Source organism: Marinomonas polaris DSM 16579, from assembly GCF_900129155.1.
Lineage (GTDB): Bacteria > Pseudomonadota > Gammaproteobacteria > Pseudomonadales > Marinomonadaceae > Marinomonas > Marinomonas polaris.
Genome location: NZ_FQVF01000030.1, coordinates 26,102 through 49,975, shown reverse-complemented (window position 1 = coordinate 49,975; position 23,874 = coordinate 26,102). Strand labels below are relative to the sequence as shown.

General features: G+C 46.9%; 24 protein-coding genes and 1 pseudogene. 10 read left to right on the top strand and 15 right to left on the bottom strand.

What is annotated here, in order from left to right; translation table 11 throughout:
- The coding region (locus BUA59_RS22415) for a transposase (protein WP_139222361.1) at window positions 1–435 on the top strand (435 nt) is incomplete at its 5' end.
- 223 nt (window positions 436–658) lie between these two features.
- Here the strand turns inward: BUA59_RS22415 and BUA59_RS22405 are convergent.
- The 6 genes and pseudogenes from BUA59_RS22405 to umuD all read right to left on the bottom strand — a co-directional run bounded on the left by BUA59_RS22405 (window position 659) and on the right by umuD (window position 6,396).
- A complete protein-coding gene (locus tag BUA59_RS22405) occupies window positions 659–1,108 on the bottom strand; it encodes a TetR family transcriptional regulator (protein ID WP_072842298.1) in 450 nt (149 codons plus the stop codon).
- The gene (locus BUA59_RS23965) at window positions 1,101–2,945 is read right to left on the bottom strand and encodes a tyrosine-type recombinase/integrase (protein ID WP_175550807.1); all 1,845 of its coding nucleotides are present in this window, start codon (window positions 2,943–2,945) and stop codon (window positions 1,101–1,103) included. Before BUA59_RS23965 ends, BUA59_RS22405 begins: the two co-directional genes overlap by 8 nt.
- Window positions 2,942–4,552 carry a hypothetical protein gene (locus BUA59_RS22395; RefSeq protein WP_072842284.1) on the bottom strand — a complete coding sequence of 537 codons (1,611 nt, stop codon included), beginning with the start codon at window positions 4,550–4,552 and terminating at the stop codon, window positions 2,942–2,944. Before BUA59_RS22395 ends, BUA59_RS23965 begins: the two co-directional genes overlap by 4 nt.
- A gap of 10 nt (window positions 4,553–4,562) precedes the next feature.
- Entirely contained in the window at window positions 4,563–5,720 is a 1,158-nt protein-coding gene (locus tag BUA59_RS22390; protein WP_072842282.1) for a tyrosine-type recombinase/integrase, read from the bottom strand.
- A gap of 119 nt (window positions 5,721–5,839) precedes the next feature.
- Window positions 5,840–5,950, bottom strand: a pseudogene (locus BUA59_RS22385) (Y-family DNA polymerase); the annotation flags it as partial.
- A complete protein-coding gene (gene umuD, locus BUA59_RS22380; protein ID WP_012069683.1) occupies window positions 5,950–6,396 on the bottom strand; it encodes a translesion error-prone DNA polymerase V autoproteolytic subunit in 447 nt (148 codons plus the stop codon). The pseudogene BUA59_RS22385 and the gene umuD, both read right to left, overlap by 1 nt.
- 203 nt (window positions 6,397–6,599) lie before the next feature.
- On the opposite strand from umuD, the gene BUA59_RS22375 reads away from it, so the two are divergent.
- Complete coding sequence (locus BUA59_RS22375) at window positions 6,600–6,929, top strand: helix-turn-helix domain-containing protein (protein WP_072842278.1); 330 nt, start codon at window positions 6,600–6,602, stop codon at window positions 6,927–6,929.
- A gap of 93 nt (window positions 6,930–7,022) precedes the next feature.
- Window positions 7,023–7,700 (top strand): hypothetical protein, encoded by a 678-nt coding sequence (locus tag BUA59_RS22370; protein WP_072842276.1) that lies wholly within the window; start codon window positions 7,023–7,025, stop codon window positions 7,698–7,700.
- Here BUA59_RS22370 and BUA59_RS22365 read toward each other — a convergent pair.
- The gene (locus BUA59_RS22365; protein ID WP_100187815.1) at window positions 7,697–8,116 is read right to left on the bottom strand and encodes a type II toxin-antitoxin system YafO family toxin; all 420 of its coding nucleotides are present in this window, start codon (window positions 8,114–8,116) and stop codon (window positions 7,697–7,699) included. The genes BUA59_RS22370 and BUA59_RS22365 overlap by 4 nt on opposite strands.
- Window position 8,117: 1 nt before the next feature.
- Complete coding sequence (locus BUA59_RS23960; protein ID WP_157789907.1) at window positions 8,118–8,270, bottom strand: hypothetical protein; 153 nt, start codon at window positions 8,268–8,270, stop codon at window positions 8,118–8,120.
- A 359-nt stretch (window positions 8,271–8,629) separates the two neighbouring features.
- Between BUA59_RS23960 and BUA59_RS22360 the strand changes: the two genes are divergently transcribed.
- Both BUA59_RS22360 and BUA59_RS22355 read left to right on the top strand, forming a co-directional pair.
- Window positions 8,630–9,523 (top strand): cation diffusion facilitator family transporter, encoded by an 894-nt coding sequence (locus BUA59_RS22360; protein WP_072842274.1) that lies wholly within the window; start codon window positions 8,630–8,632, stop codon window positions 9,521–9,523.
- Window positions 9,524–9,673: 150 nt separating this feature from the next.
- On the top strand, window positions 9,674–11,008 hold the full coding sequence (locus tag BUA59_RS22355; protein ID WP_072842272.1) for a PQQ-dependent sugar dehydrogenase: 1,335 nt from the start codon (window positions 9,674–9,676) through the stop codon (window positions 11,006–11,008).
- A gap of 121 nt (window positions 11,009–11,129) precedes the next feature.
- Here the strand turns inward: BUA59_RS22355 and BUA59_RS22350 are convergent, their stop codons facing one another.
- From BUA59_RS22350 to BUA59_RS22320, 7 genes are all read right to left on the bottom strand, one after another.
- Window positions 11,130–11,417, bottom strand: coding sequence for a sll1863 family stress response protein (locus BUA59_RS22350; protein WP_072842270.1), 288 nt, complete (start codon window positions 11,415–11,417; stop codon window positions 11,130–11,132).
- Window positions 11,418–11,467: 50 nt separating this feature from the next.
- Window positions 11,468–12,397, bottom strand: a complete 930-nt coding sequence (gene arcC, locus BUA59_RS22345; RefSeq protein ID WP_072842268.1) for a carbamate kinase — start codon at window positions 12,395–12,397, stop codon at window positions 11,468–11,470.
- 65 nt (window positions 12,398–12,462) lie between these two features.
- Window positions 12,463–13,464, bottom strand: coding sequence for an ornithine carbamoyltransferase (argF, locus tag BUA59_RS22340; protein ID WP_072842266.1), 1,002 nt, complete (start codon window positions 13,462–13,464; stop codon window positions 12,463–12,465).
- Window positions 13,465–13,557: 93 nt separating this feature from the next.
- Window positions 13,558–14,799 carry an arginine deiminase gene (locus BUA59_RS22335; RefSeq protein ID WP_072842264.1) on the bottom strand — a complete coding sequence of 414 codons (1,242 nt, stop codon included), beginning with the start codon at window positions 14,797–14,799 and terminating at the stop codon, window positions 13,558–13,560.
- Window positions 14,800–14,914: 115 nt separating this feature from the next.
- A complete protein-coding gene (locus BUA59_RS22330) occupies window positions 14,915–16,324 on the bottom strand; it encodes a YfcC family protein (protein ID WP_198432114.1) in 1,410 nt (469 codons plus the stop codon).
- 203 nt (window positions 16,325–16,527) lie between these two features.
- Window positions 16,528–17,463, bottom strand: coding sequence for an OmpA family protein (locus BUA59_RS22325; protein WP_072842260.1), 936 nt, complete (start codon window positions 17,461–17,463; stop codon window positions 16,528–16,530).
- Complete coding sequence (locus tag BUA59_RS22320) at window positions 17,460–17,876, bottom strand: DUF4398 domain-containing protein (RefSeq protein ID WP_072842258.1); 417 nt, start codon at window positions 17,874–17,876, stop codon at window positions 17,460–17,462. Before BUA59_RS22320 ends, BUA59_RS22325 begins: the two co-directional genes overlap by 4 nt.
- A 451-nt stretch (window positions 17,877–18,327) precedes the next feature.
- On the opposite strand from BUA59_RS22320, the gene BUA59_RS22315 reads away from it, so the two are divergent.
- The 5 genes from BUA59_RS22315 to adhP all read left to right on the top strand — a co-directional run bounded on the left by BUA59_RS22315 (window position 18,328) and on the right by adhP (window position 23,850).
- On the top strand, window positions 18,328–19,710 hold the full coding sequence (locus BUA59_RS22315) for an NAD-dependent succinate-semialdehyde dehydrogenase (RefSeq protein WP_072842256.1): 1,383 nt from the start codon (window positions 18,328–18,330) through the stop codon (window positions 19,708–19,710).
- 10 nt (window positions 19,711–19,720) lie between these two features.
- The gene (locus tag BUA59_RS22310) at window positions 19,721–20,872 is read left to right on the top strand and encodes an NAD(P) transhydrogenase subunit alpha (RefSeq protein ID WP_072842254.1); all 1,152 of its coding nucleotides are present in this window, start codon (window positions 19,721–19,723) and stop codon (window positions 20,870–20,872) included.
- A 71-nt stretch (window positions 20,873–20,943) separates the two neighbouring features.
- Entirely contained in the window at window positions 20,944–21,285 is a 342-nt protein-coding gene (locus BUA59_RS22305; RefSeq protein WP_012069672.1) for an NAD(P) transhydrogenase subunit alpha part 2, read from the top strand.
- A 10-nt stretch (window positions 21,286–21,295) separates the two neighbouring features.
- On the top strand, window positions 21,296–22,744 hold the full coding sequence (locus tag BUA59_RS22300) for an NAD(P)(+) transhydrogenase (Re/Si-specific) subunit beta (RefSeq protein WP_072842252.1): 1,449 nt from the start codon (window positions 21,296–21,298) through the stop codon (window positions 22,742–22,744).
- Window positions 22,745–22,815: 71 nt separating this feature from the next.
- The gene (adhP, locus tag BUA59_RS22295) at window positions 22,816–23,850 is read left to right on the top strand and encodes an alcohol dehydrogenase AdhP (RefSeq protein WP_072842250.1); all 1,035 of its coding nucleotides are present in this window, start codon (window positions 22,816–22,818) and stop codon (window positions 23,848–23,850) included.
- The last annotated feature ends 24 nt before the right edge of the window (window positions 23,851–23,874 follow it).

The following is a 23,874-nucleotide window of genomic DNA, read 5'->3' as shown; positions in this document are numbered from 1 at the left end:
GCGTTCCCGCAACTGCTGGCCGCCTACGAGCACAAGGAGCGCTTCTACGGCATCTGGGACGCCACCACACGGCTCCAGGCAGAAGCCGCCCTGGACGAGTGGATAGCCACCATCCCGAAGGGCCAAAAGGAAGTCTGGAGCGATCTGGTCAGGGCAGTGGGAAACTGGCGCGAAGAGACCATGACCTACTTCGAGACGGACATGCCCGTCACCAACGCTTACACGGAGTCCATCAACCGACTGGCCAAGGACAAGAACCGTGAAGGGCGCGGTTACTCCTTCGAGGTGATGCGGGCACGAATGCTCTACACCACGAAGCACAAGAAGAAGGCACCGACTGCGAAGGTCTCTCCTTTCTACAAGAAAACCATCGGTTACGGACTGCCGGACTTCGCAGAGGAACTCAACTACGGAGTCGATCTATCAACCATCTGAGGGTGGTATCAGATTGATGGGGTGAAGGTGCCCCATCAACCATTAAATCCGTATACCCGTTTAACTCGCGGCATGCCAGTTATGCGACAGCAATGCTTCGATTTGACTTGAGCGTTGGTCGGGAGGCGAATACGTACATGCCAGCCAAGCGAGTACACCCCTGATCTGTTTGCCAGTGTGCAGCCCGGCGCCTCGCAGAAAGTCATGCAGGTGATGGATCAAATCAATGCGAAATAGGGTCGGGACACGTTGCGACCGGGACGTGTCCCTCGTGCTTCGGAGTTAAAGCCACAACCTTTCCGCCGGCGACTGTTTTCAACTTAGCCATTTCGAACAGCAAACGCTGGTTTACAGAGGCAATTCGGGCAAGCTCCTCTAATAGCTGATCGTTTTCCGCACGGAGTGCCCTGTTCTTCTCCTTCTCATGCATCAGCGCCTGGTGCTTCGAATCTCGCTGGGCGCGTACCGACTTGCCCATGAGATTGCGAATTTTCTCTGCCACCGCTGGGTATGTATTGTGGATGAGACCGGGCGTAACACCTGCTGCTCGGGCAACCGCAGCGATGGAAAGCTTTTCGTTACCTGCGACAAGACTATCGATGACCTTATCAAGCGAATTTAGGGTCTTCGATCTTGAACGAGCAGGGGCCTGATCATCAGTGGATTTACTCATCATTTACAGCCCGGTTCGTATCGTCGTTTATGGGAGAGAGACCCAAGCTAGTGATGACGTCCAGTGCGACTTGCAAGTCGCGCTCTGCTCGCTGCCTCACGGCAGGGCCAACGTCATCGATTTTGATAAGCTCTTGCTGTTGGATATAAATGTCCTGCCAGGTGCCAGCGAAGAATTCATCGATCACCGAATTTTTGCACCCTGGGCACCGTGTGGCCTCGTATAGGCCTGCGCCTCCGCAGCCCCGCTCCGTTGCAATGCACCAGCCGTGTCCAGTCGCACGAATGTTGGCATGCGGGGCCGTCTGCGCGAGCAAAGCGGCCCTGTTCTTGATTGGAATTGCCCGCAATTCCACAATCTTTTCGCCTGCTCCACCTGCCAGTGGTTGATCATCGAGCCATGATTCGATCAGGTCAATTTTGAACTCCGTCATCTGCTGCAAAATCTCATCAAATAGAGTCAGATCTTGCTGTGGATTGGACGCATAAAGTTGGGTCATGCTCATACTGCTGTGTTTGAACTGCCATTTAAGCCAGATCAGTGAAGTGCGCCCCATTCGAGACTCTACGAAACACCTTGCATATGTCCGTCTGCACTGGTGTGTTCTCAGTTGCCAGTCGCTTCCAGCGGCTTTAGCGATTCTTACAAATGCCTCGTTAGAACCCTGACCACTGAGCGCCTCAACATGTTTCTCTTTGAGCTTGCCTCCATTTGCGTGCCGCCCCAAAAATAGTTTCTTTGAGTCCTTTTGCGCTTTCTCTAACCTTAAAAGATGCTCTGCGGGGTTGCTTGGATGAGTCGTTCTTGCGAGCCTTCTAATCTCTTGTTCCAATTCATTTCTGATAGTAACCGAATATTTGGCCAAAAGATCCAGCGCGCCCAAAGTCAACTCAGGCACAAGATATTCTACGCGCCCCTTGCCAGTTTTATGTTCAATGGTAGATACCCAGCAAAATACGACCCCATTCTTGAATTCTCTGCGCCATGCACCAACCTCAATACCAATGGCTTCGTCATTACGCATGCCGCTAGTAATTGAGACTATGTACAACACAGCATCCCGGACACGAATAGAGATTCGATCATCGCTAGGATGGTAGCCAATGCCGCTGACAGCCAATTCATCTCTGGCCTGTCGAACAATCTCTTCACAATAATTAAAAATTTTGGATTGTTCGCCGGGAGGTATGATATCTGTCCGCCCTACATTCTTACCGGCAGCGTCAGCGCCTTTGATTTTGCCAATCCCACAGACTCGCCATAGCGACGCATCACCCCACGGATAACGTTGAAGAGGAAATATCGTATCGGCAGAAAACACCCATAAGAAATCAATCACTCGTAAGCGTCCATACAGAGGAAGCGGCCTTAACTTCAATTCCTCTTTGCAATGGTGAACATAGTTACTAATATGAAGAGGACGGACATCCGCAAACCTTGAAACACCGAGACTGTTTAGCCACCGAACGAACGGCATAACGCTTGCGACAGCGAAAGTAGTAATGCCGCGTGCGATTGGAGGCTTGGAGCGGGGAAGACCTCTTTTAAACCAAGCATAAGCAACCGCTTTACAGTCATCTATCAAAGCCGGAGGCATGCTCATGTCCCAGGCGATGAATTTATAAGACTCGGAAACATTGGCCTGATCAAAAAACGGACGTAAATCCCATTGTGCATCACCAAACCGGCTAAGGACTAATGTCTCGCCTTTCTCATTGATGATTGCACTGATCACAATAGCATCGCGCTCTTCTGGGCTCAGGCCGTTAGCCGTAACCGGCTGTGCGATAAGGACATCATATGCTTTCAATGCTGCATTAGAACTTCTGATATTCAAATCGACCCGCTCCGTTTCTTTTTCATAAACTCAATCTTTTTTGCCCAGAACAGGTGCGGAGCAGATTCAGCTTTGGCCTTGGCTTCATTTACCAACGCGACATCAAATTTTCGCGAGGTGAACTCATTTATCAGCCGGATATAGTCAAGCTGACGTTTACGCCATTCGTCCCACTCATCAGTAAGGAAATATTCAATTTCCGCATACAGGAATTGCTGATAGCTAAATAAACGATATAAATCCTCAACCGTCCCCACAATCGCATAGCTAGGGCAACCTAGACAGTGAATGAACTCAGAGCAATGATTTACGCCATCTTTCGGTGCCCGGCTACCGTAGAGGCTATCCTTGCAACCGCCCGGTGGGGTTGGTGTGACGTTGATGCCGCGAAGCTTGTCCGGAAAGGCCTCGCCAACAAATGTCGCGCCTTCGACCTTGATCTCATCGTTGATTTTCAGATAGTGGTTATCTGCGACACCGGGACTATGGCCCATGACGGAGGAAACCTCCAGGATGTCACCACCGCTCAACTTCCACAAACGGCTCTCCATAGTTTTTCGCAGCCGACTAAGCGTTACGTGCAGACGATCACCCTGATCGTCCTGGAGGGCATGACGCTCACAGATGCTTTTAGTTGAAATGTATAAAGCACCAGATTTAAGGTAAACAATTTTGTTCTCGCCACCTCGTTGCCCTGAGCGGTACAACCATACATGTGAACGAATTTCTTCGGATGCAAGGGCGACAAGAGGCTTGCTGATTTCGAGAGCCTTATTCAAAACTGCAACACCATCGAGCGGAATAGTGCTGAACTCATCTATCAGATTAGTTTGCCGTATCGTCTTGCTCTGCGCACCTTTTCCTCTACGCTTGATTGTATTTATCAATCTTAGATTTGGCACAAACGGATGAGGCTTGAGGGCGTCTCTAGTCATTTCTAAAAGTGGCGTAGTGTTGATGCCGGATCTTGCCGCCGTGATCAGTAACATCACCGACATTGCCTCAGCTCCGTTACCGATAAATGTGCCCTTATGGATAGCTATAAGGTCAGACTTCAACGCCCCCAGCAGCCTCTGCATTTCTCCCATGGAAAGCGGGTCTGCGTCCTTCGTGCTTTGCGCATTGTTAGGAAATGGATTAGGCGGCAAAAGATCATCAGTATTGGTTTCAATGAACCCATAATCAGCTAGCACAATGACCAATGACTTAAAGCTGGTATAGTAATTCTTGGCAGTTGAACCGTTAGGATACTTTAGTTTAAGCCAGGAGATAAAACGCTCCATGTGGCGTTTGGTCAGGCTGTTTGGTGTTGCGGGTGGAGACTTTATTGCCCCGCCCCCCAGAAAACCAAGGAAAAACCTCAATCCATTTACAGAGTAGCCAATCAATGTGGCCACGGAAAAATTGCCTCCTTGCAGCAACGTCCTGATCACATGAATACTTTGAATTGCCCACGCATCGAAGCCAAGGCCTAAATATTGAGTGTGGTCGAGCTGTCTATGGTTTCTTGGGTTCCTAGGTAAATCAATCTTGATGCTGTCCTCGACAGCCTCAAATCCTTTCGTGACGGTTTGCAAGGACGCCTTATAGTTCTTTTGCCGAGCCAACGTAATTACCTCAGGTGCGCTTATTGGAGCCAGCCATGAACATCATGTCAATTTCGTCCTCATGCGCTAGAACGGATTGAGCCTCAAGCTGATTGATAAGATGCAAGTAAATCATCGTTGTTTGAATATCTGAATGCCCCAACCTGTCTCTGACATACAACAGCGGCTCACCTTCAAATTCTTTGCTTTTCCGAAGAGCAAGCAGGGTATAAGTCCCATAAGTGTGGCGTAGCATATGGGCCCGAACATAAAAGCCACACTTTCGTTCATAGGACTTCATAACGTCCACTACGGAATCTTTTGAATAATGCCTGCCTTCATTAGTCAGCAGCAGCGCGGTAACACTTCCATCGCCATTGGACTTACGAACCTCTCGCTGGTGAAGGGAATATGACCACATGCTCTCCATCAGCGACCATGGCACGTCAATAGTTCTAGGCCGGTCGTACTTGATATGCATGTCTGAAGGATCAAGAGCAACGCTAATCATTTGCCCTGGGCGTAGTCCCTTCTTTAACCTAGGGTTGAACACATATTTGAGAGGAAAAGACCTCGCTTCACAGGAGCGAAGGCCAGTACGCACCATGAGGTGGAACAATATCTGGTGGCTTGGATCGGTATCGAGGGCAAGGCATACCTTGACTTGATCTTTGGTCAGGAATTTGGTCAAGCGCTTTCGGTCGCGAACCATCACCGAAACTTTCGTGCTCTCGGCTCCGGGCCGAGCGATATGACTGAGAAGACCGGAATGTTGGGCAGCTCTTACCCTTTTCTCACCGAAGGGCAGCACGGTTATCAGGTTGCGCTGCTTAGCCCATCGGTAGAACCTCACGATCAAGGCTAGGCGATTGTTCACCGTGCCGGGGTCAAGTGTTAATTCTCCGCTCGACCAATCCCTGTACCTCGACAGAACGCTCAGACCGTGGGCCGGGACTTCCTCGTTCCAGGCCAATCCATTTGCTTCCAGGAAGGCGAAGTAATCGTACAAACGCCGTCCATAGGCTTCCCAAGTCAAATCGCTTAGGGACTCACCTGACTCGATGAGCGTGTGCCAAAGGAAGGATTGAGCTGGCTCGACTGGCCACCCTTCTGACCCAATCAGCAACGGAAAACCTTCAAATGAACGACCTGCTAATGCTAGGTCTTTTGTTGCGAATACCAACCTCATGCCGCTGCCCTAAACCACTTCCAAAGGATTACCTTATGAAGCCTGGAAACTGCTGTTCCAGAGGGGTTCAGAAGGTGGCGCGGACTCTACAGGATTTACTAACGATTTCCACCCCGCAGATCGTTATTCGACAACACAACCACAGGCGTGTGCTTTAAATCTGGCCGGAACAACTTCTCGCAACTGGCGTAAAAGTTATTGCAATCGACCAAAGCAAAGACCGTCTTCATCAACCGCGCTCGTACTTGCGAACCACGCCCGTGACCACACCGAAGATCTCTAGCTCGGACTCTTCGGTAATATGAATCGCCTTATAGGCTTTATTCTTCGGACGAAGCAACACATTGGGCTTCAGCTCCAACGTCTTCACCGTCATTTCTCCATGAATGCAGGCAATGACGATATCCCCATGGCGCGCGGTTAACGAACGATCCACCACCAACACATCACCTGAATAAATGCCCACATCGATCATCGAATCCCCTTGTGCACGCACATAAAACGTCGCATTAGGATGAGCGACACAGAACTCATTTAAGTCCAAGGATTTTTCAACAAAGTCCTGAGCGGGCGAAGGAAATCCCGCTGAAACGGAATCCACATACAAAGGGATTCGCACACTATTGGCCGCGATAAACGCCGCCGACTCAGACACACCAAGATAAGTCACACGCATGATCAACACCAAAATACTGTATAGATATACAGTATAGTTTTAAGCAGCGCAAATGGCCAAGTGAATTTTTGTAAGCAGTAGGATTTCCGATTTTTCGACCAGTAATGAGGGATATTTATATTGACGAGTATGTTAATAAAACCTAACATACAAATTATACAAAAAAACGTATATTTATATTTCGTTAACAGCAGGCTATCATTATGGAAAAATTACAATTTACAAATATTTTTGATGTGATTGCTGATGATTCAGCGAAAGCGGCTGATCTCGAGTTCCGTGCAGATATGATGCTTGTGCTTAGAAACTACTTCCAATCAAAAGGCTGGAAACAAGCGGATATAATGGTTAACTTGGGCATCACCCAACCTAGAGTAAGTGAGCTAACAAGAGGCAAAGTAGACAAATTCTCTTCTGATAAACTCATTGGTTTTCTTGCAAAAATTGGTTATACGATCAAACCAACGCTGACACTGCAAGATAATCAGACACCCATTTTCGAATGCACCACACGGTCATTAAACGAAGCATAATTTCATGAAGAAACTAACTTCAAGTATTAAGCTCATTAAATTACTTAATGCAACTATTGCAGCAAATGGACAATCATAAAAGGTATATAAAACATGAGTTTCAAGGACGGGAGTTGGTGGGTTTGTTGCACTTTTATCATCATTATCAGCTACACGCTTGGTACATTGACAGGCTTTCCAATATGGTCTGCTACTGATAGTAAGCTATCAGTTTTTTCAAACTTCGCGACCAGTCTCGCTGCCATAGCAACACTTGCCGCCGCCTTTTATGCTTACAAGTCTTTCAATTCATGGGAAGAAAGGATCAAAAAGCAACACCGACTTGAACAGTCCGCAATCGCTCTAAAAGAGTTAAGCCAGTCCTATAACGCAATGATGATTGATGTAAGACAACTCTTAATCAATAACTCTCATGACAACAAAATCGAATGCGATTTAGAAAAAGCCACCAACTCAAGAGAACAAGAAAAGGCCATAGATCTACTCTCTCGCCTTAGCATGGAGCGCAGAAGCATAACCATGAACTCAATCGAGAAGTTTCACGTATCATCTTCAGCCTTTGCTTCACAACTCATAAACTGTGAAGCCTTTAATTTTAAAAACATCAGTTCAATCCCAACTGCTGCAGACACACATAGATTTTTAGAAACAATAATGGAAAAAAGAGAGACAGAACTGTCAGCAGAAGATAGCAATAAAGTTGCTTCATTCAATAAAAAGGGCATTGAAGGGATCAGAAGCCTATTTAAAGAAATCTACTCGCCCGACTAAACCACATCATCCAGCTTGCCATTGATCCAAGGCTCAACAAATTGAGTGTACAAGCTCGTAAGATAAGCACGCCATTGCACGTTGTTGTGGGCATCTGGACCTAGAATAGTTAGCAACAGGTACTTCTCTTCAAAATCATCAAAGGCATAAATCAGCCAATAGTCATTATCAGGATCACCCATTCGGGTAGTGCGATAATAGACCTGATCAATTCTAGGGTGTCGTTTAGCCCAAAGATTGGCTAGCTCTTGTGTTTGAGCGAGGTGTATATGGTGAACATGAGGGTGGCTTAATGATGCGTCACGACCATAAAAGTCTGGCTGTTCACCATTAAGCTTGTAGGATTCAAAAGTATTTTTGTGAAGCTCCCAGTCAGGAGCCATTCTAAAAATAGAGGCTGTCTGTACAATCGCCAAGTTAAGCCTTAGCTGGTTGCAGTTGCTCTTTAGAAGTAGGAAACTTGCCGTGTTTTTGAAAGTAAGCAAACACAGCGTCACCAACGGCAGCAGCTGACTTAACGTCTTTCGCGGTCGCTTTTGGCTTTTCTTGTCTTGCTTTAGGTAAAGGCATGGTAATTAACCTCAATGAAATTATGACATCATCGTCAAAATCTTATTGTAAACTCAATTTATCATGTTAGCAAAGATCATTTATGTGCCGCTTTCTACAATTAAGCGCGATTCATATACATATCAATCATCTACATAATTTCATAAAACTACGGCACAATAATATTTTTTGGCTTAAACGCCTCCCCCTCCCCCAACGCTTTGCACATCTGTTCTCTCGACTGGGTGTGCATGTAGCGTTTATATCATTCCTGCTTATGTCGTGTGGCTGGTGAATTTAATGTACAAACGATTCCCTCGAGTCTCGCTTTCCTGAAAGGTAAAAAAGGTATACTGTTTTTTATTTGCGTATGAGGATCTATGGGCCACGATCACAGCCACCATGTTAGTAATTACAATCGTGCGTTTGCCATTGGCATCGTTCTCAATGTCTTTTTTACAACGGTCGAGTTTATTTATGGTTTTGCGGCAGATTCACTCGCGCTGATTGCCGATGCAGGACACAACTTAAGCGATGTGCTGAGTTTATTGCTTGCTTGGGGCGCAAGTATATTAGCCAAAAAAGCCGCGACCGAAAAACGTACTTATGGTCTTCGTAAGGTGACTGTGGTGGCGTCTTTGATCAGTGCTGCCATGCTATTGGCAGCACTGGGAATTATTGCTTGGGAAGCGATAGCGCGTTTCTCTGAACCTGCGCCCGTTGCGAGTATTACCATGATGGTAGTGGCTGCGATTGGTGTGGTGATAAATACGGCCACCGCACTCTTGTTTATGGGAGGTCATCAGCACGACTTAAACATCAAAGGCGCATTCTTGCACATGGCAGCCGATGCGGCAGTGTCCTTAGGTGTTGTGATTGCTGGCGCACTCATTTGGTGGAAAGGCTGGTTGTGGATCGATCCTGTTATCAGTCTATTGATTGTCGCGGTGATTTTCATAGGAACATGGAATCTACTCAAAGATTCCATGAACTACACATTAGATGCTGTGCCAGACAAAATTGACATGCCAGCACTAAGAAAGTTTCTAGAAAACTTGCCAGATGTCGCGCGCATTCACGACCTACACGTTTGGCCGTTAAGCACCACAGAAGTGGCTTTAACCGTGCATTTGGTGATGAAAGACAGTACACCGGAAGGCTTCCTGCACCAAATTCAGCATCATCTACACGATGAGTTTTCGATAGAACACGCGACGATCCAAATAGAAAGCGAAGCAGACGAAGCACATTGCTCGTTAGAGCATCCGCACTGAGGTATGATTTAAAATTTATACAGCACGCTCAGTCCCAAAGGGTGTGTTTGGCTTTACTCTTTGGCTTTACTCTTTGGCTTTACTCTTTGGCTTCGCTCGTAACCATGGCAGTCTGCCATCCCTGCGTTCTATTTTCTTCAGGAAAAAATAATGAAAGATTTTTTGCTCATAAATAATAGATTTGCTGCTTATGCGGTGCTTGTTATCGGAGCATTGTCGATTAATGGCTGCGCTGAAAAATCCCCCCATCCAGAAAATTTTGGCGTAGGTGCAAACCCAACGTTACCTGAACCAGAGCACGACTTGATACCGACGTTAAAAATTGCGCCGGCGATAGGATGGCCTGCCGATAAAACGCCGATGACTGTTAAAGGCACACAGATAAACCTGTTTGCCAAAGGGTTAGACCACCCTCGTTGGTTGTATGTTTTGCCCAATGGCGATGTACTTGTTGCCGAAACTAACGCTCCGGCCAAACCTGATGACGGTAAAGGATTGAAAGGTTGGGCAATGGGATTGGTCATGAAGCGGGTTGGAGCAGCTGTACCAAGCGCTAATCGTATCACTCTACTGCGTGACAGCACTGGCGATGGCGTTGCTGATATTCAAACTGTATTTTTGCAAAATCTTAACTCCCCTTTTGGCATCGCCTTAGTGGGTAATACTTTGTATGTCGCTGATTCAGATGCGATTTTGCGTTTTCCATATCACACGGGTGACAAGCAAATTACAACACCTGGTAACAAGCTAATAGATTTGCCTGCAGGCTCTATCAATCATCATTGGACGAAAAACATTATCGCCAGTGCCGATGGTGCTCAGCTTTATGTCAGCGTTGGCTCTAACAGTAATGTCGGCGAAAACGGCATGGAGGCAGAAGCAAAGCGCGCGGCAATTTGGCAAGTGGATATAAACACTGGCGCCTCTCGGGTCTTTGCCAGCGGTTTGCGCAACCCGAATGGTATGGCGTGGGAACCGACAACAGGGAAATTGTGGACGGTAGTCAACGAGCGTGACGAACTGGGTAATGACCTAGTGCCAGATTATTTAACCTCGGTAACCGATGGCGGATTTTATGGCTGGCCCTACAGCTATTACGGGCAACATATTGATACCCGAATTCAGCCGCAACGTCCTGATCTTGTCGCGACAGCCATTGCGCCAGATTACGCATTAGGCTCACACGTAGCACCACTTGGCTTAACCTCATCTACCGGAACTAGCCTACCCTCAACGTTCAGCAATGGCATGTTTATTGGCGAACATGGTTCATGGAATCGTCGCCCACCCAGCGGCTATAAGGTTGTTTTCGTTCCCTTTGTTAATGGACAACCTTCCGCTGATCCAATCGATGTCGTGACTGGTTTTCTTAGTGAAGATGGCGATGCCTATGGTAGACCGGTTGGCGTAACCATCGATAAAACCGGCGCTTTATTAGTAGCGGATGATGTGGGTAATTTGGTTTGGCGAGTGAGTAAAAACTAAAACTCGACATAAACCGATCACGATCTAAGACTCAATATTTACCAACACTCGAATGTCAGACAAACTTTGCTCTGACATTCGACCACAAAACAAACATCGATATTCATCTTTGCCGCTCTATTTATTTAAATTTAGAGCGAGCCGACTTAACCGCTTTGCTGAGCGAGTTCCACGCACTATCCATACCTGCTTTTAGATCCTCCCATGCATCGTCGTTGGCTTCTTTCAGTTCGGTAATTTTTCGCTTGGCCGATTCTCGCATCGCATGCAGCTCCTCGATTTGTTTCGAGTACTCAATTTGCGCGTCAGCTTCTGAACTGCGGGCTTTTGCTTTGAGCAAATCAATTTCTGCGCTCCACTCGTCTAATTGTGCTTGGAGTTTTTTTTGGTAAGCTTCTTTCATGTTCATTGTCTGATCCTTTTTTTAAAAACATTTAATTACTGTTTTTACAATAGTTGCTAATACCTTTCCATTGGTCCAACCAGCTTGCTCACTCGTGTACCTGCGGTGCCTTTAACGATTGATTCAAGCTCTTCTAATGATCCAATGGCGGCGACTTTGCCGGTCTTCTCGGCAAACTGCCTGGCGGCGTTAACTTTCGGTCCCATGGAACCAGTAGCGAAGTCGTAGTTGGCGAGATCAGCAGGATTTATGCTTTTAATGCCGCGCTGCTGTGGCGTCGCCCAGTCCAGGTACACCGCCGGAACATCAGTCGCCATGATGTATAAATCGGCCCCCAGTTCCCGCGCGAGTAGTTCGCTGGATAAGTCTTTATCTATCACGGCTTCGACGCCTTTTAGAGAATGATCCGCGTCATACATAGTAGGAATGCCTCCGCCGCCACTGGCAATAACGATGGTGTTTTTTTCTAATAACCAACGAATCGGACGAATTTCAAAAATGCGCTTTGGCAAGGGCGAAGCCACGACTCGACGCCATTTTTTTCCGTCTGGTTTTATAGTCCAGTTGTTGTCTTGGGCGAGTTTATTGGCTTCCGTTTCTTCGTAAACGGGACCAATAAACTTGGTGGGATTGTTAAACGCTGGGTCTTTTGGATCGACTTCTATCATGGTTAAAAGCGTTGCCAATGGTCGCTCTTCGGGAACAAGGTTGCCCATTTCTTGCTCTATCATGTAACCAATCATGCCCTCAGTTTCGGCACCGAGAACATCCAGAGGATAAAGCTCATCCGGCTTATAGGCGTTGCCTTGCAGTGCCAATAAACCAACTTGAGGGCCATTACCATGAGTGATAATTAGCTCATTATTGATGGCTATTTTTGCCAAGGCTTGCGCTGCGATTTTAATATTCTCGCGCTGGGCTTGTGCCGTTAATGGCTCGCCACGTTTTAACAAGGCGTTACCACCCAAAGCCACTACAATTCTCATATTCCAGTCCTTTTAATTAGACGTCATTTCCTGTCAAGTCGTTACGAGTGCAGTAGTCTTGAATGTTAATGACCCAAAGTGGCGACCAACATGGCTTTAATCGTATGTAAGCGATTCTCCGCTTGCTCGAACTGAATACCTGCTTCCGATTCAAACACTTCGTCGGATACTTCCATTTCTTCAATGCCGAATTTTTGGAAGATCTCTTCGCCCACGTCGGTGTCCCGATTATGAAAAGCTGGTAAGCAATGCATAAACTTGGTGTTGCTGTTGCCAGTCGCCTTCATCAAATCGCTATTTACACGGTAAGGCGTGAGTAATTTGATGCGCTCTTCCCAAACAGAATCAGGCTCGCCCATAGAAACCCACACATCCGTATGAATAAAATCACAGTCTTTCACTGCAGCGTTTACATCTTCGGTAATAGTAAGTGTCGCGCCATAGCGTTTTTCTAATTCTCGTGCAGGTTTTAAGAACTCGTCGCTTGGCCATAAAGATTTAGGCGCAGCAATGCGTACATCCATGCCCATTAAACAGCCCGCAATCATCAATGAATGTCCCATATTGGAATGGGCATCGCCAACAAAGGCATAGCTGATTTTATTCAAAGGTTTGCCGCTGTGCTCGCGCATAGTGAGCAAATCCGCCAACATTTGTGTTGGATGAAATTCGTCGGTCAACCCGTTATAGACAGGCACACCAGCGTATTTCGCCAACTCTTCCACGACTTCCTGACCAAAGCCACGATATTCAATCGCATCAAACATACGACCCAACACGCGAGCTGTATCTTTCATGGATTCTTTCTTACCGATTTGCGAACCAGAAGGGCCTAAATAGGTGATCTGTGCGCCTTGATCAAACGACGCCACTTCAAATGCACACAAGGTACGAGTCGAGGACTTCTCAAAAATCAGACAGATGTTTTTACCCTTCAAGCCCTGCTGCTCCATGCCTGAGTACTTCGCACGCTTTAAATCGCGAGACAAATCCAACAAAAAACTCACATCTCGCTGGCTAAAATCCAACAATTTTAAAAAATTCTTATTTCGTAAATTAAACAAAATATTTACACCTTATATCTTATTGATCAAAAAATGGTCATAACCCTTTTAATTAAACTGATAACCCAATGACGTAGCGAGCGCAGTAGTCATGTTTTAGTAAGAGACAGGATCACGCCACACCGGACACGTCATACAATGACCGCCGCCACGACCTCGGCCTAGCTCTGCCCCGCTCACGGTGATCACTTCCACGCCCGCTTTGCGAAGCAAGGTATTGGTGTAGGTATTTCTGTCATAAGCGACGACAACACCAGGTTCCAGCGCGATAACGTTGTTGCCATCGTCCCATTGCTCACGCTCTTTCTGATAATGGTCGCCACCAGTTTGCACGACGTTAAGTTTTTTGATGCCTAAGCAGTCCGCTGCGAGTTCAAACAGGTGTTTCTTTTCTTTACGGAAATCAATTTGTCCAGCGTGATCACCTGGCCGCAGGCTATAACATTGGATCTCATCACAAACATCGGTAAAGGCGGTTACAACGTCGCGATCACAATGACTGAACACAGTATCAAGGTGCATAGCAGATCGAGAACGCGGCATTTGGCAGGCAATCACGCGGGTTGCTGCGCCCTGCTCGAATAATCGTTTGGCGATTTGTCCAACCGCTTGTGGCGAAGTCCGTTCGCCCATGCCGATTAACACAGAGCCATTGCCCCACGCCATAACATCTCCACCTTCTGCGGTGGCTGGACCATGATCCTGATCTGGGTCGCCCCACCAGATTTTGAAATCGCCATTGTTAAAGGCTGGCGCAAATTCGGGATGGAAACGATACACCGCGGTGACCAACAAGGTTTCTGGTCGACGTGCTGGCCAAAACATTGGATTGACTGTGACGCCGTTATAGATCCAACTGCTGTTATCACGTGGAAACTGAGTATTAGGCAGTGGAGGAATAACAAAACCATCACCACCGAGATAATTACCAAACATGCCATGAGGCTTAAAAGGCAATTCATGAACGGAAATCCCGCCAATCAAGTAAATGGCTAATTGCTCGGCAGACATATCATCAAGCCAGCTGCGCAACTCATTTAACATGCCAACGCCCACTTGATTTTCGCTAATGCGGCGGTCAAGAATCCAATTTCGAGCGCCTTTATCGCGCACGGTTTCTTCTAATAATTGACCAAATTCCAGCACTTTTACGCCACGACTTTCCATTTTCATGCAAAAGTCCATGTGGTCGGTACGTGCCTGCTGAACCCATAACACATCGTCGTACAACAATTCCGCGGCATTGCCGGGAGTAAGACGAGAATGAGCAAGACCCGGACGGCAAACGATAACTTTACGCAGTTTGCCAACTTCGGAGTGAACGCCAAATTCGATCATAGTTTTTTCCTTTTAGTGAGAACGCACTAATGAGAACGTCTCACGACTATTGATAGGTGAAAATGTGCTTTATTTAGTTTTATGTATTGATTCACATAGCCGAATACGTAACGGCTTATTCAATTAATGCGATAACACTGAGAGAGCCCATAATGATGAGACAAAGGATTAACAGCAGCGGCCAAATGAAGCGCAGCCATCTTTCGTAAGGGACTTTCGCGATAGCAAGCCCACCCATCACCACAGCAAAAGTAGGATTAAATAAATTCACTAAACCATTGGCAGACTGGTACGCCGTCACCACCAATTCTCGGCCCACGCCAGAGAAATCAGCCAGCGGCGCCATGATCGGCATAGTTAACACCGCCAAACCAGACGAAGAAGGAACAAAGAATGACATCAACACTTCAATACCAAACATCACGTTGATAAACATCACATTCGACAAACCGCTTAGGCTTTGTTCGCCCAAATGCAAAATGGTATCTGTCATGTGACCTGCGTCCATGATGACGACTATGCCACGAGCAATACCAATGATGATGGCGACACCTAATAGATCTCGTGCGCCATTAATAAAGACTTCCGTGAAGGTTTTTTCGCCCATCCAAGTAACAAAACCGATCAGCACAGACGAAGCAATAAAGAGCGCGCCCATTTTTGCCATCCACCAGCCTTGGCTCGACACCCCCCAAATCATCACCGCAAAGGTTAAAGCAAAAATCACCAAGACAAACTTCTGATTCAGCGTCAGCATAGCCTCGCCATCGGTATGAACTTTTTTACAAAATTGCGCATCGATGTCCGCTTTATGATCCGCCACAATAGACAATTCTGGGTTTTGTTTAATTTTTGCCGCATAGCGCATCACATACACCACACATGCTAGCCATCCCGTTAGCAAAATAAAGAAGCGTAAAACCATGCCTTGCGTGAAGGGAATATCGGCAGCATTAGCGGCGATAACAGTCGCAAACGGATTAATGGTGGAACCAAGCGTTCCTATGCCAGCACCCAACAAAATAATGCCAACCACCACTACAGAGTCGTAACCTGCGGCGATCATCACTGGAATCAACAAGGCATAAAATGCCAGCGATTCTTCCGCCATTCCATAGGTGCTGCCGCCGATAGCAAACAGCGCCATCAGAATCGGAATCATCCATTTTTCATGGCCTTTCAGCTTCACCATTGCGCGTGAAATCCCCGTATCAATCGCGCCTGTTTTGGTGACGACACCTAGAAATCCACCAATAATTAACACGAACAAAGCCACATCAATGGCGGCAGCTTCGTAACTGTCTGGATTATAAAAACCCGCAATAGGCGCAAGGAAAACATCCACCACACCTTGTGGGTCAGAGTCCACTTGCTGATACGTACCCGGCACAGGCACTTCCTTACCTAGCGTTACATTTTCAACACGTTCGTATTGGCCTGCGGGCACAACCCAAGTACCTGCTGCCACCAAGGCAATCAGCAAAAACAAAATGGTATAAGCGGTTGGAAATTTAAATGTCATCATTAACATCCTGTGAAAATACGGGTACTTTTTAAAAAATAAAAACCACAAATTGAACATTCAAAAACACGATACAAACCATGCTTTTATTAAATTAAAAAGACAATTAAAACATTCTAAAAAACTGATGGTGGTCACATTTTTATTAGATAAAAAAAGCAACTTGACAATATCTCCCATTATCAAGATGCTTACCTTTGAAATTACTATTCTTTATTTTCTTTTAATATATCCGCTGGAAATTCCACTGAATTAATAGTTAAACCATTTAGAATAGCAGCAGGTCTAGACATTTCGGTATTCGAAATGACAATATCTACTCGACGATTATGCTGACGACCAAGTTTAGATTCATTGGTATCTAATGGATTACTCTCCCCATTTGCAACCACCGTTAAGCGACCAGAATTGATACCTTTACCAACTAAATACTCTCTGACTGCTGAAGCTCGGTGCTGAGATAATTTAAGATTAAGAGCTTTACTACCCACGCTATCAGTGTTGCCTTCTATCACAATGCTGCGGTCAGCATACTTATTCAGAAAGACAACTAGCTTATCTAAATCAGTCAACACATTAGGTTGAAGCTGGGCCTTCCCTGTTGCAAAAGACAAATCACCCAGAGTCATAATCATGCCGCGATTCGTCGCTTTAGCATTGAGTATTCCAAGTTGTTGCTGAAATTCTTGACTGCGGTTACGCTCAGCATCGGCTTCCATACGCAATTTTTCAGTATCGGCTTTAGACTGCATAGCATCACTACGCGCCATATTCACTTCGCGATCTCTTGCCGCTAATTTGGCCTCGTTACACTGCTGACTAAGCTGCTTGCGTTCTAAAACCAACAGGCGACTTTTTGCCCGTGCTTCAGCAATATCGACCTTACGATCTGCAACCATTACAAGATGACGACCTAGTACTTCATCCTTTCTTGGCTGTTCTGCAGACAGCAATGCTTGTTCAGCGTTGTTAAATTCTAACGGCGCAGATTGAGTCAGCTGAGAATCTATTTGCAAATGAATTAACTTGGCACGTACGTTATCCGCGCCCTCTGGCTTAGATGCTGGCGCAGAACAACCAGACAGTACAAGCAAGGATGCCATACCAGCCACTTGATAAAATCGAATATTTAATGCACTCATGAGCCCGCTCCCATATTGCGATCCATTTCTTGTTTCAAGACCTCAATGCCCTCTTTTATTTCATCATTCACCTGTTGCTCTTTAATCAAGGTCGCTTTAGCGGATGCTAACTCGGCATCTACTTGAGACTCTTGCGCTAAGTAAACGGCTAAAGGCATTTGCTCCATTTCTATTGCTGCCCGTGCTTGCTGTAGCTTATTTCGTGCTTCAACTAGTTCAGGTGATGGATAACCGTTAACGCCATTCCTATCTGCATCGGCAATGGCCGTTTCTGCGGCTTGTAAAGCGCCGTACATCTTGGGCTGTGGATTATTCGAACAGGCTGTCAGTAAGACAACTACCGCCACCACAGATGAGCTTTTCAGCACATGACGACACGATGAAAAAAACAATCCTTTCATAATTTGACTCATAAATTATGTCCTCTTAAATCCCTTAAGCATGCTCTGATGAGCTATGAGGGTGTTGAAATAAAAACAATTAAAAACTGTCGAACTTCGAACTAGAACTCAGGCACATACTTTAATTATTAAAAATCTCTTTTTAAAAAATTAAATACAACTCAATCAATTTACATCAATTTTTTGCACCCTGTATGTACGCCAACACACAAAGAAAAAATCATCCGATAGAAAATACCTCATAAAAATTAAATTAATAAAAAATATTAATAACTAATAGAGCATCAAAATATTCCCACTAAAATATTTACACAATAACCCACTCTATAAAAAACACAGTGCATATAAATGCACTGTGTACGCAAACGCACTGACGAAATAAATTAAGAAGAATAGGCTCTAGCAACAAATCATTTGACCACCAGCATCAGCTGACTAAATCAAACATAAGGAATGCTTCACCATGAATTACCAAAGTGTTAACCCTTACGATGGCAAGATTCAAAAATCCTTTGAGAATATCAGCGATAAAGAACTTGAAGATAAAATGGCAACCGCCGCTGAGTGTTATCAAATCTGGCGTAATAAAAGCTACGCCGAGCGTGCCGTTATCATCGCCAAAGCGGGAGAAATACTGCATGCCCGTGCGGATGAATTCGCCAAAAAAGCAACACTTGAGATGGGTAAACGAATCGACGAAGCCCGTGGCGAGGTCGAATTCAGCGCCCGAATCATGGCGTATTACGCAGAAAACGCCGAACGCTTTCTTGCTCCAGTCAAACTCGACCCAACTCGTGGCGAAGCGCACATGGAAAGCAGCCCGATTGGCTTGATCCTTTGTGTTGAACCTTGGAACTTTCCTTACTATCAATTAGCGCGAGTCGCTGGCCCGCATCTCATGGCTGGCAACGTCATCTTGATCAAACATGCGGCCTGCGTACCACAATGCGCCGTTGCCTTTGATGAATTATTGACAGAAGCTGGCGCTCCTGCAGGCTTGTATACCAATTTATTTATCTCTCACGAACAAGCCAATAATCTAATTGGTGATCCTCGTATAAAAGGCGTCGCGCTAACTGGCAGCGTCCCAGCTGGCAGCGCGGTTGCTTCTAGCGCAGGCCATCACCTTAAAGTATCGTCCATGGAATTAGGTGGCAGTGATGCGTTTATCGTCCTTGAAGATGCCGATCTAGAAAAAGCCGTCAAATGGGCAGTATGGGGGCGCATGTACAACGCAGGCCAAACCTGTTGCGCAGCAAAACGCTTTATCGTTATCGAAGAATTAGCCGACAAATTTCTGGATAAATTTCAGGCTGCACTTAGCGCACTCAAACCTGGCGACCCAATGGACCCAAAAACCACCCTTGGCCCTTTGTCTACTGAATCCGCGTTAATCGGTTTGCTCAAGCAAGTGGATGCCGCAGTCGAGCATGGTGCAAAAGTACTGATCGGTGGCAAACGCTTCGATCAAAAAGGCGCTTTCATGCAGCCCACTATTCTCACCGATATCACACCAGACAACCCAGCATACCGTGATGAATTCTTTGGCCCAGTTGCGATGTTTTTCCGCGTTAAAAATGAAGACGAAGCGATTGCTCTAGCAAACGACTCTGACTTCGGTTTAGGCGGATCGGTTTACACCAAAGACATCGAACGTGGCAAACGTGTCGCCAGCCAAGTGGAAACCGGCATGATGTTTATCAACAACATCGACTGGACGGATGCAGAACTACCTTTCGGTGGTATTAAAAAATCGGGTTACGGACGTGAACTCGGCAGCATGGGGATTCAGGAATTCGTTAACAAAAAACTGGTACGCCTAGCCACTCTCGACGCGCCAGAATAAGGATCTCGTCATGTATGTAAACCTTGCCATTTTAAAAGAAACGCAGCCCCATGAAAGACGCGTTTCCTTGGTGCCATCACTCACCGCTAAATTAATCAAACTTGGCGCTCGGTTGCATATGCAATCGGGCGCTGGCGATGCGGCTAAGCTGTCAGATTCCGCCTATCAAGACGTCATTTTCATGGATGACCGCCATGCCTTGGTCGAAGACGCAGATGTGGTGTTAGCGGTTCAGCCGCCCGCTATGTCGGTCATTAACGCCATGAAACCGGGCGCAATATTGATTTGTTTCGTTTATGCGGCGAATGAACCTGAGTTTGTTCAATGCCTGCTCACAAAAAAGATTACCTGTTTTGCCATGGAACGCATTCCACGTATCTCTCGTGCCCAGTCAATGGATGCGTTATCCAGTCAATCGGCTTTAGCGGGGTATTATGCGGTCGCCCTTGGTATGAGCAATATGACTAAGGTGCTACCTAAAATTACCTCAGCGGCAGGCGTCATTGGCCCAGCCAAAGTCTTAGTCATGGGCCTTGGTGTCGCAGGACTCGAAGCCATCGCCACAGCGCAACGACTTGGCGCGGTCGTTGAAGGCTACGATGTTCGCCCCGAAACCAAAGAACAAGCATTATCTCTAGCAGCGACCTTTGTCGACACAGGCGTTGATGCCACTGGCAAAGGCGGTTATGCCCGCGAACTCACACCCGAAGAAAAAATCACCGTCAATAAAGCACTAACAAAACACATTCAAGCAGCCGATTTGATCATCACCACAGCCGCTATTCCGGGTAAAGCTTCCCCCAAACTAATTAGCAAAGCACAAGTCTCTGGCATGAAACGCGGCTCGGTGATCGTCGATTTGTCTGCGGATGGCGGCGGTAATTGCGACGCATCAACACCCGGCGAAACGACTCATATTGATGGCGTCACGATAATCGCTCCATTAAACGTGCCATCCATGCTCGCAGCGGATGCCAGCGAGCTTTACGCCAAGAACCTGTTCAACCTGCTCGCCCTAATGATGAAGAACAACATAGTCACCATCGACTGGGAAGACGAAGTGCTTGCCGATACTGCTCTGACCCACGATGGCAAGCTTTGCGACGCAACTAAAACAGATAAAACAGATAAAAAAGCCAAAGCAAAATCTCAATCTAAATAACCTAAAAAAACCGATAACCAAATTAGACAACCAAACCGCAAAAACGGTTTGAATAGCATAGGAAGTGAGTGATGAGTTTTGATTTCACGATTACGGGCTTTGTCGCCCTGTACATATTCATGCTGGCAGGATTCGCAGGCTGGGTCATCATCGGCAATGTGCCAGCTATTTTGCATACACCGCTGATGTCCGGTTCCAATTTCATACATGGCATTGTGGTCGTTGGTGGGCTTTACACACTCATTAACGCCAGCACGACGCAGGAACAAGTTATTGGCTTTTTTGCTGTTCTGTTAGGCGCCGGCAATGCTGCAGGAGGCTACGCGGTGACGGATCGGATGCTGGCGATGTTTAAGAGCAGTGAACCAGCCAGCAAACCACATCGCAGCCACGCTTCGAAAAAGAAACACTAAGGACACAATCATGCTCACTCTTTTAGCGCAACTGACTATCGGCGCTGCCAACCTTGTGGCCGCTTTTCTTTTTCTCTTTGGTCTCAAACGCATGTCCTCACCAGCCACCGCTGCGTCTGGCATTCGTTTGGCTGGCATCGGCATGGTCGCCGCTGTGTTGGCAAGCTTTCTCTACGTTTTGAACATTGATGACAGCGTAAAGCCTTATCTACTAATGAATATCACCCTCGCCTTGCTGGCCCTTGCCATTGGCGGTGTCGGCGCATGGCTTGCCGGACGTAAGGTCGCCATGACGGCTATGCCGCAAATGGTCGCCATTTATAACGGTATGGGCGGTGGTGCAGCAGGTGCCATCGCCGCAGTGGAGTTATTTGGCAATAACGCCCATGACGCTAGTCAATTGATTGTTACCTTACTTGGTGCATTAATCGGTGCCATTTCTATGTCCGGCTCTGTGATTGCCTGGGCAAAACTGCAAGGCATAATCAACAAACCATTAAGAATAAAGAGCCAACAAATCATCAATGGAGTGGTCTTTCTTGCTGCCATCGCTGTGGCAGGCTGGATCGTCTTTGTCACACTGAGTGGCGCTGATCCGCTTCTGTCTATTGCAAGCTGGACTTACATCTTCTTCGCCATTGCACTGATATTCGGCATATTAATGACCTTGCCAATTGGCGGTGCAGACATGCCCGTGGTGATCTCTATCTACAACGCCTTCACTGGTCTGGCAGTGGGTCTTGAAGGCTTCGTTTTAGGCAATCCGGCTTTAATGATTGCCGGCATGGTGGTTGGCGCCGCTGGCCTATTACTAACCTTGCTAATGGCAAAAGCCATGAACCGATCCGTCGCTAATGTGTTGTTTACCAATTTCGGTGACATTGTTAAGGCCAAACATGGCGCGATGAAAGGAACAGAGCGAGAAACCGCAGCGTCAGATGCTGGCATTGAAATGCGCTATGCATCAAGCGTTATCATAGTGCCGGGCTACGGTCTTGCTGCTGCTCAAGCACAACAAAAGCTCTACGAATTTGTCAAATTACTCCAAGCAGCTAAAGTCTCCGTCAAGTTTGCCATTCATCCCGTTGCTGGCCGTATGCCGGGGCAAATGGACGTGTTATTGGCCGAAGCTGGCGTTCCTTACGATCTTATTTTCCAACTCGATGACATCAATGAAGAATTCGCCACAACGGATGTGGTGCTAGTAATTGGCGCCAATGATGTGGTCAACCCTGCAGCACGTACGGATAAATCCTCACCCATTTTTGGTATGCCGATCCTCAACGCTGACAAAGCCAAACAGGTTTATGTCATCAAGCGAGGCCAAGGCAAAGGTTATTCAGGCATCGTCAATGCCCTGTTCTACTCACCCAATTGCAACATGGTATTTGGTGATGCTCAGGACGTACTGATCAAAATGATCGAATCCGTGCGTAGTTTGGGTAAGGCGTCATCCTAAAAGCATCTTCGCTAAAGAAAGCACGATTTGCACTTTCTTTATTTAAACCACTAACTCAACAGGAACCTATTATGACTAAACAAATGCAAGCGGCGGTCGTCGAACAATTCGGCGAAGGTCTCGTTCTTAAAGAAATGGACATTCCGACTCCAGGTCCAGGGCAAATCTTGGTTAAAACCGAAGCCTGTGGGGTCTGTCACACCGATTTGCACGCTGAAGCGGGCGACTGGCCAGTAAAACCCTCTCTTCCGTTCATTCCCGGTCATGAAGGCATCGGTATTGTGGTGGCATTGGGCGAAGGTGTTACCGCGGTAAAAGAAGGCGATCGTGTCGGTGTGCCTTGGCTCTATTCTGCCTGTGGTCACTGTGAACATTGTCTTGCTGCTTGGGAAACCGTGTGTGGCGAAGCCGAGTTCGGCGGCTACACCAAAAACGGCGGTTTCGCTGAATACATACTCGCTAACCCAAATTACGTCGCTCACATTCCTGCTGGCTTATCTGCCACAGAAGCTGCACCGCTGATCTGCGCGGGCATTACCACTTACAAAGGCCTTAAAGAAACCAAAGCGCATCCAGGCGATTGGGTAGTTATTTCGGGTATCGGTGGCCTTGGGCATTTGGCGGTTCAATACGCTAAAGCCATGGGCTTGCATGTCTGCGCGGTGGATATCGACGACAAAAAGCTCGATCACGCGACTCGACTCGGTGCCGACGCAGTGGTCAATGCCAAACACGAAGGCGCGATTGAAGCCGTAATCAAGGCAACAGGCGGCGGTGGTCATGGCGTATTAATCACCGCACCTTCGCTGATTGCTTTCAATCAAGGGGTTGCCATGACACGCAAACGTGGCATTTGTGTACTGGTTGGCTTGCCACCGGGTGAATTCCCAGTGCCATTGTTTGATGTGGTTGCTAACTGCATCACCATTCGCGGCTCGTTTGTAGGTACGCGCCAAGATATGGCCGAAGCATTAGCCTTTGCTGCCGAAGGCAAAGTAAAAGCAGACATTGAGCTACAGCCATTGTCTGCCATTAACGATGTTTTTAAGCGTCTGGAAAATGGTGATGTTCCGTCACGAGTGGTTATTGATTTCGCATCGAGCTGAGTTAGTCCATTAACAGCTAAGTAC